Here is a 13576-nt window from a genome sequence, read left to right as displayed (position 1 = left end):
AATACCGAGCTAATTGCTCGGTATTTTTTGTTTAGCGCTTATTTATTCGCGCCCTGCTTAACAGCATTCTACTTAACAGATGGCTAGAACTTGTACTTCACGCCCACTTTAAGCTGCCAAGCTGATTTGTTGATGTCATAAGTATCATAATTGTTAGTCTCAATACCATCTTGGCCAAATGGAACAGAATAAGTATAAACTCCCGTCGTCGCATTGTAGTCATGATCAACTAACTTAGCATTATTAAAACTTTGGTATTCAACCACGCCCCAATCTTCATTAACTAGGTTAAGTACGTTTTTGATATCAAAGTATAAAATACCTTTATGCTCGTCAGTAAATCCTGGCAACTCTTGCGTAAAGCGGAAGTCTAACTGATGTATCCATGGCTGGTTGTCAGTACCTTTTGGTGCTATACCACCGGCATATTGGCCTAAACCAATTTCATCAATAGCCGCTTTAAACTCCTCATAAGTTAATCCACCCGCATACTCAACATTGGCATCATCAGCACCCGTTGGAATGTAAGGTAAGTAATATGATGCGCCAGCAAACTTACTTTGATCACCTAAATTACCATCACGATATGAACCTAGTGTCCAGGTTAATGGGTTACCTTCACGAGCTTCGTAGAATAAGTTAAAGCTAGAGTTATAACCTGCAACAAACTCTACATCATAACCCAAGCTAAAGGTGAAGCGATGCGGTGTTTCATAATAGCCAGTCCCCATAGTGGTGCCATTACGATCATATTGTACTGGAGTATATTGATAATTAGACGTTGCTGTAGATGACGAGCCTTGGTTGCCTTCTTCAACTGAGTTGTATGCATAGCCCGCACGCATGCTAAGGCCCATATCCCACTCTTTGGCAATCGAGAAACTTAACGTCTTACTTGAGCCATCTTCTTCTGCATTGGTTAACATGAGGTCATAACGCTCGGTATTACCACCAGCACCATTATTGGCTAATGGGTCCCATGTTTCGTATACCACACGGCCAGTGGCATCGGTTTTCACTTGGCGACGGGCTAAATCAACCCAAGCTAAGTCGTTTTCTTTTTGAATGTATAAAAATTCACCACCCACAAACCAATTATCACCTAAAGCACCTAAATCCCATGTACTGTCAAAACCAATACTTGCACGCCAGTCAGAAGGTAACTCAAAGTTAGGATCGATGGCATTAACATTACCGTCGCCCCCGACTAACCCCGCTTGAGCATCAGCTGGGACATTACCAAAATCTGGGGTGCCCCAAGCTGGGTTCCAACCGTCGTTATAGCTTAATAAGCTGTTGCCATCATTTGAAAAACTATTTGAAATCCATACTGATGGCGAGCCACCACTGTAACGACCTACACCACCGTATAGGGTCACGTCATCGCTTAACAGGTATTTAAGCCCTACGCGAGGTAACCAAATATCTTGGCCATCTAAGGTTTCGTTGTTAGCAAAACCATATCGATTAACAAAATTTTCATTTATGGCTGGTTTATCTGACATGCTAATGGTTTCATAACGCATGCCAAACGTGAGTTCTAAATCGGCCGTAATATCCCATGTGTCTTCAACAAATAATGCCAAGGTGTCCATGTTAAAATTAGCACTTACATCATTTGGATTACCCGAGGTTGCATTTTGATAACGGAAACCATCGACAGTCCCTGTCGCTAAGTTATCAATAGAATCAAACTCCCAATTACCCAACACATCTTGAGCAAATAAGTTAAATATTTCAACGCTATTGTATTGAGCACCAAAGCCAATATCATGATCGCCTAAGTAATAGTCGCCCACAAAACGTAGCTCAAGATTTTGGTTATTTAACTCGTTTGCTTGGCGAGAACTGTCAGTACCAAAAATAACTTTATCACCTGACTTTTCGAAAGTTTGTACCGACACCATACCAATGCCTAAGTCATCAATGGTTTTCGATTTAGTGGTGGTATCTTTATAAGCAATTTTAATCTCAGTACTAAAATCGTCAGTCCAATCGCTATATAAGTTTGCCGCGTAGGTTTCTAAAGTCTCTTCTTTATCATACCAAGTGCTTGATAATTTTAATGACGAACTATTCGATGACATGTTGTTAGTTAAATTACCTACGGTCGATTGGTAAGTAAAACTAGCACGGTGTTGGTCATTAATATTCCAATCCACTTTAGCTAAGATTTTTTCATCTTTTTCTTGTGGTGAGGTGGTGTAACCGCCAATGCTATCAAGACCATAAACAGACTGGGCAATTTGCTCAATTCGAATAAGCTCTTCTGAAGTCACATCTGACTCATTGGCAAAACCAGCGCCCTTTGGCCCCCACTCAGCTGATTTTGGCGCATCAAAGTTTTCATATGAGCCAAAGAAAAACAGGGTATCTTTAATTAGAGGGAAGCCAACCGTGCCACCAAATGTGGTTTCTTCAAAATCTTGGGTTAAGGTGTCACCAGAGTCTTGGTCTTTACCATCACCAGCCATACTATCGTTGGTGGTTTCCCAAAAAACCGTACCAGATAAATCATTGGTACCAGACTTAGTGACCGCGTTAATTTGCGCACCCGTAAAGCCACCACTTCGAGCAGAATAAGGCGATACGTTTAGGGCAACACTCTCTACTGCGTCGATAGAAATAGGTGAACGCTGAGTTGGATAGCCATTTGAATTAAGGCCAAAATCATCGTTTTGAGAAATACCATCGACGACGAAAGTGTTAAAACGTGGATTCATGCCTGCCACGCTCATTGAAATACCGTCAGTGCCCACAACAGCCATTGGGTTTTGGCGTAATACATCTTTTAAATCACGGCTAATACCGGGTGCATTAGCAATATCTTGCTCACCAAAATCACTGTTACTGCCGGCGCTTCGATAATAACTCGCATTGCCAACGACACCTACACGCTCCATAGCAGAAATGGCCTCTAGCGTGCGGTTAAAACGGAATGTTTCACCTAATCCTAAGTAGACATTGTCTTCAACTGTGTCAGCAAACACATCAGAATCAACTTTGATAATATAAGGACCACCGACACGCAAACCGCGGGCAGTAAACTGCCCGTTGGCACTCACTGGAACTTCAGTAACAGTTCCGGTTGGCTGGTGGATAATAGTAATTTTTGCATCAGTCACAGCATTACCCGCAGGTCCTATAATCTGACCACGAATATCAGATGCGGTATCGGCCGCCATTGCAGGTAGAGCAATTCCCATAGCAAAACATGTCGCCAGCGCGAGACGACTCATCTTATGATTAAGCAACATTTCAAACCCCTGAATATTTTTTATATTTTAATGTTTAGTTACCCGTTTATCGGGCTTGGTAAATCAATAGAGCAAAAACTTCAGGGCGAAGTCTAAGGTCGATATGTTGCATTTTAATGTCATTTTTAAACGAAAAAAGCCACAGAAAAACAACTTTGGAGTAACACATAAATGTCATATTGTTGCTATATAGTCGCGACTCGAGTCTGTGTCACGACATAAAAATCATCTCGTATGCTGGCACATTAAAGACGCGCTTCTTGCTTTAGAAACAATAATGAATTGGAAATTTTTTATGAAATCGTCTGTTTTACTGAATAACATGTTATTGCTGGTGAGCTGTGCTTTGTTCACCTTAACATTCAGCCTCCCAGCCAAAGCATTTGGTCAATTAGGTCACAGAATTATAGGCCAAATCGCTCAAGCCAATTTGTCCCCAACGGCTCAACAGCAAATAAACCAACTGACAGATGGCGAAGGCTTAGCACAAATGTCGACTTGGGCAGATGAAATCCGCTCCGATAAGACCTGGAATCGTGCTGCCCCATGGCATTACATTTCAATTGAAGACGATGAAACATGGAAGACCGTTAAGCGTAATCCTGATGGCGATATCATCGAAAGTTTGCAACGCTTTGAAAAAGTATTAGCGAACCCTAAAGCCAGCCAGCAAGAAAAATGGCAAGCATTGGCATTTTACGTACATTTTGTTGGCGACATTCACCAACCACTACATGTGGGTCATAGCCATGATAAAGGTGGCAATACCGTTAACCTGAAGTGGTTCGGCGAACTTACAAATTTGCATACAGTGTGGGACAGCAAACTAATAGAACAGCAGCAGTTAAGCTATACAGAGTACAGTGATTTTTTAAAGCGTATTAACGAGCAACAACGCCAAAAGTGGATAGGTCAAAGCTATTACCAATGGGCAGATGAGTCAAAAGCATTAAGGCAAGGTGCTTACCAGCTCGAACAGAATTATCAAGGTGAAGACGATTTACGTTTTAACTATGTATTTACCAGTAAACCAATTATCGAGCAGCGATTGCAGCAAGCAGGCATCAGATTGGCAGAAAAACTCAATGCTATTTTTAACTAGCGCTATTACTAGTTATTATCTTTATTGTAGGACAGCAATGTTTAGCTTAATAAAAAGCCAGTGATATTTATCACTGGCTTTGTTATGTACTTAACTCACTTTAGTTAACCTATTTGGCGTAACAGATTACGAGCAACAGCCCTTCTCTTTATGGCCTTTTGGGATCATGTCCCACAATACTTTGGCCATTAACACCGCAAGCACAATGCCAGAAACAGCCACGATGCCTTGAGGTAATAAAGCATGCTCCTGGCCAATTTGCGGCATCACTTCAAAACCAAAGGTATTGACTAAATAATTGACTAATATGCCGAAGACTAACGCTACACCAATCACGCCACCAAGATAGCCATATAATGCGCGCTTACCTAGCTCTTTAGTCACCACACCTAAAGTGGCAATATTGGTCGCAGGCCCCGCCATCATAAATACCAATACTGCACCTGGTGATACCCCAGCTAATAGCAAACCAGCAGCAATGGGGGTTGAAGCAGTGGCGCAGATGTACATCGGGATCGACACCAATACCATCACGAACATCGCCAGAATACCGTCGCCCCATTTGACTAAAAAGTCCGCTGGAACATAAGTTTGCACTAAGGCTGCAAAAAATAATCCGACTAATAGCCACAAAGTTGTGTCTTTAACTAAATCTGTTGCGGCGTAATGCAAACCCGATAACACTCGGCTTAATACGCTGTTGTGCTTCAATTCTGTTGCCATATCTTGGGTCGAAGCGCAGCAACTGGCTTGATCACTGCTCTCACTTGGCGCCTGGCTTTGCGCTTTAGAGGCGCAACAACTGCTTGTTGCTGCCACTTCAGCTTGCGGCTCAATTTTGCTACTGCAACAGCTTGATGTAACCGTTTCAGCTTTTGTCTCGTGTTTTACTTCATCTTTTACTGTCGCGCTGCAACAGCTTGAGGGTATAGATTCAATGGGTTTATCAGCGGCTTTAGAGGCACAACAGCTCTGCTTTGCTTCTGCAGTATTGGTTGAAAATGAACGCGCTGGCGCCATCGGGCTCAACACAGACTCAGGCTTAACTGATGCTGAGTTAATCGCCGTCATTTTTACGCTAGCAGTTTGCATTGTACTAGCAGGGGTTTGATGTGTTGATGCTGTTTCAGGGTTAGACGTTGATTTAGAGCCGCAACACGATGAAACCGCTTTGGCACTTGTTGAGGCATCTGTTGCCGTTTGCCCTTTTGCAGATGCTGATGCTGGAATACCGTCATCGTCATCACGGCCGACTAACAACCCCGCCACTATAGCACTGGTAATCGCCGCAATCGGACGCACAATAGCCATAAAAGGCCCGAGCAAAACATAGGATACGGTAATAGAGTCAACGCCAGTTTCTGGGGTCGATACTAAAAAAGAGGTGGTCGCCGCTTTTGAGGCGCCAGCTCGACGCAAACCGACTGCAGCAGGAATAACACCACAGGAACATAAAGGCAAAGGCGCGCCTAATAATGCCGCCTTCACCACGGTTTTCATTCCATGGCCACCGAGTTGCTTTTGCATCCATACCATAGGCACAAATACTTTTAATAGCCCAGCAAGCACTAGACCCAGTAACAACCACGGAGCAGACTCTAAAAATAAGTGCAGAAAATTGGTCAATAACATGCTTAATCCTTATGACCTGGTTGAGAAAAATGATGATGTTCTTTTTTAGCAATAATGTGTTTGTCTGACGACTCTAACGCTTCAAGTATTGAGCAATGCTCAGCACTATCAGGTCCGCCACAGCAGGTATTCGATAAACTCTTCAGTGAAGTGGCAAAATGTTGTAGCTCAGCTAACTTGGCTTCGACTTGCTCAAGCTTAGTATCGACTAAGCCTTTAACATCGGCACATGCACGGTTTGACTTGTCCACTTCAATAGACAGCAAATCGGCAATTTCATTAAGCGAAAAACCAACCGCTTTAGCACGTAAAATAAATTTAAGTCGCTCGGAATCACTACTGTTATAGAGTCGATAACCGGCATCTGAACGGCTTGATGGTGATAATAAGCCGTGTTTTTCGTAAAACCGTAATGTGTCAGCCTTAATGTCGTACAAGGCAGAAAGTTCGCCTATTCGATACATATCGTCACCGCCGCTTGAGATAATGAAGCCATCAATCTAGTGTAGATTTTACCTGAGTATAAACCTTAGAGTTTAATCCAAGGTCAAGGGTTGTTTAATGATTATGTTTGCGTATCTTTGTTCTTATTTCAATATTGTGAAATCACGTAGAAAAAACACCTTAAAGAAGCGGATTACGATAAAATACGTCCGCCTGATCACAACACAGTCGGCCTAGAAGGTATTAAGCAATCGTAAAAACACTATGAGGGACTTTGGTAAAGCAGACTTAGCCTGATTCTGTTTTACGAAAGATCCTTAAAATCAAACTAGTGGACCCTGTACCTACATGAATAATGTCAGACCAATTCGTCGCGCGCTATTAAGCGTATCAGATAAAACTGGAATCCTTGAGTTTGCACAAGCGCTGCATGCACAAGGTGTCGAACTCCTGTCTACGGGCGGTACTGCAAAACTACTTGCAGACAACAACATCCCGGTAATTGAAGTTTCTGACTACACAGGTCACCCAGAAATTATGGATGGTCGTGTTAAAACCTTACATCCAAAAATTCACGGCGGCATTTTAGCGCGTCGTGGTATCGACGAAATCGTCATGGAGCAAAACGCCATTAAGCCTATCGACTTAGTTGCTGTTAACTTGTATCCATTTGCAGAAACCGTTGCAAAACCAGGTTGTACCTTAGCGGACGCTGTTGAGAACATCGACATTGGCGGCCCAACCATGGTGCGTTCAACCGCGAAAAACCACAAAGACACTACGATTGTGGTTAATGCAAAAGATTACCGTCGCGTCATTACAGAAATGCAAGCTAACAACGGCAGCACCACGCTAGCAACGCGTTTTGACCTAGCGATTGCCGCATTTGAACATACCGCAGCCTATGACGGTATGATTGCTAATTACTTTGGTACTATGGTTCCGGCGCACAGTAACGACGAATGCCATGACGACTCAACGTTCCCGCGGACGTTTAATTCTCAGTTCATTAAAAAGCAAGATTTACGCTACGGTGAAAACAGCCATCAAAAAGCGGCGTTTTATGTTGATACCCAAATTGATGAAGCCTCTGTTGCCAGTGCGATTCAGTTACAAGGTAAGGCACTGTCTTACAATAATATCGCCGACACAGACTCAGCCCTTGAGTGTGTTAAAGAATTTGAAGGCCCTGCCTGCGTTATCGTTAAACATGCTAACCCTTGTGGCGTTGCATTAGGCGCTAACTTGTTAGAAGCTTATGACCGCGCATTTAAAACCGACCCAACCTCAGCGTTTGGTGGCATCATCGCCTTTAACCAAGAGTTAGATGCTGACACTGCGCAAGCGATTGTTGACCGTCAGTTTGTTGAAGTGATTATCGCCCCGAAAGTGAGCCAAGCTGCTCGCGATATTATTGCCGCTAAAGCTAACGTGCGTTTACTCGAATGTGGCCAGTGGAATACCAAAACCACAACGCTCGATTACAAACGCGTTAATGGCGGTTTATTAATACAAGATCGCGACCAAGGCATGGTCGACTTAGCCGACGTTAAAGTGGTATCTAAGCGTCAACCCACTGCTGCAGAATTAAAAGACTTAATGTTCTGCTGGAAAGTGGCTAAGTTTGTTAAATCGAATGCTATTGTTTACGCCAAAGACGGCATGACGATCGGTGTGGGTGCAGGCCAAATGAGCCGCGTTTACTCAGCTAAAATAGCGGGTATTAAAGCTGCAGATGAAGGTCTAGTGGTTGAAAATTCAGTAATGGCATCAGATGCCTTCTTCCCATTCCGCGATGGTATCGACGCGGCTGCCGCGGCTGGTATTAGCTGCATTATCCAACCGGGTGGTTCTATTCGCGATGAAGAAATCATCGCTGCAGCAGACGAGCACGGTATGGCCATGGTATTTACGGGCATGCGCCACTTCCGCCACTAATAAACGCAAATATGGGTATCGCTTATCAATCTTGCTTTGCTAAATGTTTTTGCAAAAGTAGATAACAAGCGATACTTTTTAAATTTTTTTAAACGAATTAGAGCGTAGCTATTTTTTTCTAATTCAATGAAAGCACGCGCAGCTTATAGGGATAAGTGAGCATGCTTGAAGCAGAAATAGAGAACATAGCGCAGCTATAAAAGGATTAAAGATGCAGGTACTTATAATTGGTGGCGGTGGTCGTGAACATGCTCTAGCTTGGAAAGCCGCTCAGTCTGCTCAAGTTGAAAAAGTTTTTGTTGCACCCGGTAATGCCGGCACTGCCTTAGAACCAAAATTACAAAACGTTGCCATTGATGTAGAGCAAATTGACGCCTTAGTCGCCTTTGCTCAAGATAACGCTATTGCAATCACAATTGTCGGCCCAGAAGTACCATTATCGTTAGGTGTCGTTGACGCTTTTAATGCCGCTGGTTTAGCGATTTTTGGCCCAACTAAAGGCGCTGCGCAGCTTGAATCTTCAAAAGCCTTCACCAAAGACTTTTTAGCCCGTCATCATATTCCTACAGCTGAGTATTCAAACTTTACTGACATTCCATTAGCTAAAGCGTACGTGACTGAGCTGACGAGCAAAACAGGCTTTCCAGTTGTGATTAAAGCCGACGGTTTGGCTGCGGGTAAAGGGGTGATTATCGCTGCAGATCAAGCCCAAGCTGATGCCGCCATTGATGACATGCTAGCAGGCAATAAGTTTGGTGATGCTGGTTCGCGCGTGGTAGTTGAAGAATTTTTAACAGGTGAAGAAGCCAGCTTTATCGTCATGGTAGACGGCAAAAATATTCTTGCTATGGCCACCAGCCAAGACCATAAAGCCCGAGATAATGGCGACTACGGCCCTAACACTGGCGGCATGGGTGCATACTCACCAGCTCCAGTGGTAACACAAGCTGTACACGACTGGACTATCGCTAATGTTATTCGCCCAACGGTTGATGGCATGGCGGCTGAAGGTAATATTTATACTGGCTTTTTATACGCAGGTCTAATGATTGCACCAGACGGTAGCGCCAAAGTGCTTGAGTATAATTGCCGGTTTGGTGATCCTGAAACCCAACCGATCATGATGCGTTTGCAGTCTGATATTGTGGAGCTTTGCTTAGCCGCAACTCGTGGCGAATTAGACAAAGTCACTGCTGACTTCGACCCACGTGCAGCTGTTGGTGTTGTTATGGCTGCAGGCGGGTATCCTGACGCGTATAACAAAGGCGATGTGATTGACGGCTTAACCCTTGGCGATACTAACGGGAAAGTGTTCCATGCAGGAACCTGCATCAAAGACGGCCATGCAGTGACGAATGGTGGCCGCGTGTTATGTGCTACCGCATTAGGAAATACCGTCACTGAAGCACAAAAAGCGGCTTACGCATTAGTGAATACCATCCACTGGGATGATGTCTATTTCCGTACCGATATTGCTTATCGCGCAATAGCTCGTGAGCAAGCTAAAGGCTAAATAGCAAGTATCATTTAGCCCATTATAAAAATCCCTGTGATGGCAACATCCCAGGGATTTTTCATTATTAACAATGTAGTGCGATAAATTAATTACTGTTTAGATTATCCATCATCAGCCATTTTTTTGATTTAGATCACAAAAACATCTTATCCCATGGCGCAATCTAATAAGTCCAAAGGAGTGTGATGAGCTTTTCAGCTCTTTCAACTTCTGTACTTTAGATAGCCTATTCATAAAGATTTTGGAGGATTAAATGAAATTTTCTAGCGGCGACCTGATTTATCAAGGTGAAAAATCAGGGGTACACAATTGGAATACCGTGTCAGGAACCTCTTTTTATTGGCATCCTGATTGGTTACATATTGCAGAAGACATGACAGGTCACAGCGCGACAGCAAAACTCGATGTAGTCAAAGGAAAGGCGACTAAAGCAGATGCTGAAAAGACCATAATAAGTCATTTAAATAAATAATCTGTGTCATAGCAATACTGATGTATTGCCCATATCGCTCTATTAACGCTCTTCGTTTCCATGAGGATACGTCTGGTAACACCAGGTATCCTCGGCTGCTATTTATTCACACCAAACCTTATATATCACATATATAACCATACAAAGTACTTAACCAAGCACACTCATAGTTAACCGTAATAAAACCTCATCATAAAAATACCTGTTAAGCCCAACAATGTTCGACTTAACAGGTATTTTTATGTCAGGATGTGGACCTGTTACGAATAAGTTACCAACCTATTACGATAACACTTAGCCAACTCACACGAATGAGATATTGGTCAAAAATAATAACAACAAGGGAAGTACTATGTCTCAATCGGCGCCACAAAACCCATCTCCATCCGAGCACAAAAAACCTACTTTATTCGATGCTCTTATCCCCGTTTTTGCGCTAATTATTATGCTCGCGGCGGCAGTGTATCTTTTTTCATCAGACAGTTCCTCTGGCGCTAACCAAATTGCCCTAGTGCTGGCGGCGTGTATTGCGATGATTATCGGTTATAAAAATGGTTATAGCTGGAATCAAATGGAGCGCGGTATTGTAAAAAGTATTGGCGTAGCCACAGGCGCATTACTGATTTTATTCAGCGTGGGGTCACTGATTGGTACCTGGATTCTCGCTGGTACAGTACCGACGATGATTTATTACGGTATGCAAATCCTTAACCCTGATTATTTTTACACCGCCTGCTGCTTACTGTGTGCAGTAGTCGCGTTGAGTATTGGTAGCTCTTGGACAGTAGCCGGTACGCTTGGTATTGCCTTGGTGGGAATTTCTTCAGCGATGGGATTAGATGTTAATATCACTGCTGGCGCTATTATCAGTGGCGCTTATTTTGGTGACAAAATGTCGCCAATGTCAGACACCACCAACCTTGCTCCAGCCGTTGCGGGTACGGATATTTTTAGCCACATTCGCCACATGACGTGGACCACTGTACCCAGCATTATCATTGCACTTATTGGTTTTACCTTTTTAGGCCTGACCGCAGATGCCGCACCAATTGAAAACCAACTGACCGATACTCTGGCATTACTGGATCAAACCTATCATCCTGGAATGCATTTATTAATACCATTATTAGTGGTGTTATATTTAGCGAACCGAAAAATGCCAGCATTCCCAACGGTCATATTAGGCACCTTGGCGGGCGCAGTATGTGCAGCGCTATTTCAGTTTGATAACGTGATAGCCTTTGTACACGATGACACCTTGCTACCCATTGTCGCCCTTGTGAAAGGTATCTGGATAGCCATGTTTGACGGCTATGTTGCTAACACTGGTGATGCTGTATTAGACAGCTTATTAAGTCGCGGCGGCATGAGCAGTATGGTAACGACAGTATGGCTCATACTGTGTGCGATGGCCTTTGGTGGCGTGATGGAAGTGACCGGATTATTAAGCCGCATTTTAGAAAGCATTCTTACTGTAGTAAGCGGTACCACCAGTTTGATCATTACCACTCTGGGAGTGTGTATTGGCGCTAACATCATTACTGCAGACCAATACATTGCCATCGTACTGCCAGGCAGAATGTTAAAAGTAGAGTACACTCGCCGTAAATTAGCCGCAGTTAATTTAAGCCGCACACTAGAAGATGCTGCAACAGTAACCAGCCCACTAGTGCCTTGGAATACCTGTGGCGCATTTATGGCAAGTACCCTAGGTGTTGCAACTATCGCTTACCTACCCTACGCCTTTTTTAACCTAGTTTGCCCATTGGTGAGTGCTTCTTATGCTTATTTTAATTTTAAAATCGAGCCATTAGACGAAACTAAAATCAGCACAGGTGAAGTGGTCGGTTAACCAAAGCGATCTTTTAACCAGCCATAATGATAATAACCCCATTGCCCAAGCCGCCTTGCTTGGGTAAAGGGGAATCTCGGCAGTGGTTGCTGATACAAGGGTAAATTGGGCAAAGCTTCACCGGCAATACTTTGCGCTAAGCGATACGCAGCTTGGCTACTAAAAGACACTCCAGCACCGCAATATCCTAAGCTATACCCCACACCACCTTTGCTGTACACATGAGGCATATCATCCATTGCGGCTGCAATCCACCCGGTCCAGTTATAGGTAATGGCTTTATTAGTTAAGCTTGGAAAGCACTTATTTAACGCCATTTTTAAACGCTCGCCGTAAACAGGGTTAGCAGCATCTTTACCCCACACCGCGCCTCGGCCACCAAACAATAAACGGTTGTCGGGTAATAATCGGTAATAGTATTTTAAAATACGGGTATCCATGGTCACTTGATGAGTATGTAAACCCGCCTCTGTAAGCTCTTGAGCGGTAAGCGGCTGGGTCACAATAACATTGCTTAGTATTGGTAAAAACTTATCATCTACGCGGTGATTAAACCGTTTAGGTGTATAAGCATTGCCAGCCATGATCACTTTATTGGCAACCAGTTCGCCACTGTCGGTGATCAGACGATGTTTGCCGCCCTCTTCAATCCAATCTAACACGCACGACTGTTCAGAAATCGTCACCCCTTGAGCTTGCACCATCGCTTTATAACCGAGCAGTAACTTTAACGGATTGACCCCAAAACCGTCTTTTAAGCGAAGCGCGCCAAAAGCTTGATGATGATCTAAATACTGCATCCGAAAGTCTTGGCTTGAAATAAATTCAGCGCCTGAATCTTGGTTACTTGCTAGGTTTTGTTGAATATAATTGGCGGCATTTTGCAGCGACACTAGCGCCTTGGGATTATGCGCCACTTTTAAGTATCCCGCCTCTTGCGGTTCACAAGCAATACAGTGCTGTTTTATCAGACCATCAACTCTAGACACTGCTTGAGTAAACTCATCATATATCCCCTTAGTCGTCGCTAAGTCCCAACGCTGAGTCATTGCCGCATAACCTAAACGACCCGAGCCTTTTAATACAAAACCGGCATTGCGGGCACTGGCACCAAAACCGACTTGGTTGGCCTCAAGTACATGGCAATCAATATTGAATTCGTTTGCTAAATAATACGCCGTTAATAAGCCGGTATAGCCGCCCCCGACAATGGCGACATCAGTTTTTTGGCGACCCAATAATGGTGCCGTCGGCTCGGGTAATGCTTGGGTGCTTGCCCAATAACTGGAGGCGAACTGTTGCTTATTGGGGTGAGAATTAATCAGCGGATCGTACATATTAGTCTTCTTTTTTTATTATTAAT

Annotated in this window: 9 protein-coding genes; 5 read left to right on the top strand and 4 right to left on the bottom strand. The window is 43.7% G+C overall.

Translation table 11 applies throughout. The features are described 5' to 3' along the window. Positions 1-83: 83 nt before the first annotated feature. Entirely contained in the window at positions 84-3257 is a 3174-nt protein-coding gene (locus ACED29_RS02650) for a TonB-dependent receptor (RefSeq protein WP_182741791.1), read from the bottom strand. A gap of 295 nt (positions 3258-3552) precedes the next feature. Here ACED29_RS02650 and ACED29_RS02645 point away from each other — a divergent pair, with 295 nt between their 5' ends. Then, the gene (locus tag ACED29_RS02645; RefSeq protein ID WP_371696962.1) at positions 3553-4359 is read left to right on the top strand and encodes a S1/P1 nuclease; all 807 of its coding nucleotides are present in this window, start codon (positions 3553-3555) and stop codon (positions 4357-4359) included. Between the two features lie 126 nt (positions 4360-4485). On the opposite strand, the gene ACED29_RS02640 is transcribed toward ACED29_RS02645, so the two are convergent. Both ACED29_RS02640 and zntR read right to left on the bottom strand, forming a co-directional pair. Beyond that, complete coding sequence (locus tag ACED29_RS02640; RefSeq protein ID WP_371696961.1) at positions 4486-5991, bottom strand: SO_0444 family Cu/Zn efflux transporter; 1506 nt, start codon at positions 5989-5991, stop codon at positions 4486-4488. 2 nt (positions 5992-5993) lie between these two features. Continuing rightward, positions 5994-6455 (bottom strand): Zn(2+)-responsive transcriptional regulator, encoded by a 462-nt coding sequence (zntR, locus tag ACED29_RS02635; RefSeq protein ID WP_124017274.1) that lies wholly within the window; start codon positions 6453-6455, stop codon positions 5994-5996. A gap of 328 nt (positions 6456-6783) precedes the next feature. Between zntR and purH the strand changes: the two genes are divergently transcribed. The 4 genes from purH (at position 6784) to nhaC (ending at position 12213) form a co-directional block, all read left to right on the top strand. Further along, complete coding sequence (gene purH / locus ACED29_RS02630; protein ID WP_124017273.1) at positions 6784-8373, top strand: bifunctional phosphoribosylaminoimidazolecarboxamide formyltransferase/IMP cyclohydrolase; 1590 nt, start codon at positions 6784-6786, stop codon at positions 8371-8373. 211 nt (positions 8374-8584) lie between these two features. Continuing rightward, positions 8585-9886: a phosphoribosylamine--glycine ligase gene (gene purD, locus ACED29_RS02625; RefSeq protein WP_371696959.1), complete on the top strand. Its 1302-nt coding sequence runs from the start codon at positions 8585-8587 to the stop codon at positions 9884-9886. 256 nt (positions 9887-10142) lie between these two features. Continuing rightward, a complete protein-coding gene (locus ACED29_RS02620) occupies positions 10143-10361 on the top strand; it encodes a hypothetical protein (RefSeq protein WP_182698421.1) in 219 nt (72 codons plus the stop codon). 352 nt (positions 10362-10713) lie between these two features. Further along, positions 10714-12213 carry a Na+/H+ antiporter NhaC gene (gene nhaC / locus ACED29_RS02615; RefSeq protein WP_124017270.1) on the top strand — a complete coding sequence of 500 codons (1500 nt, stop codon included), beginning with the start codon at positions 10714-10716 and terminating at the stop codon, positions 12211-12213. Here nhaC and ACED29_RS02610 read toward each other — a convergent pair. Further along, the gene (locus ACED29_RS02610; RefSeq protein WP_371696957.1) at positions 12210-13550 is read right to left on the bottom strand and encodes an NAD(P)/FAD-dependent oxidoreductase; all 1341 of its coding nucleotides are present in this window, start codon (positions 13548-13550) and stop codon (positions 12210-12212) included. The genes nhaC and ACED29_RS02610 overlap by 4 nt on opposite strands. Between the last annotated feature and the right edge of the window lie 26 nt (positions 13551-13576).

Source organism: Shewanella sp. 5S214, assembly GCF_041439795.1.
Classification (GTDB): Bacteria; Pseudomonadota; Gammaproteobacteria; order Enterobacterales; family Shewanellaceae; genus Shewanella; species Shewanella vesiculosa.
The sequence above is the reverse complement of the archived record's forward strand: the minus strand, read 5'-3'. Positions and strand labels throughout refer to the sequence as shown.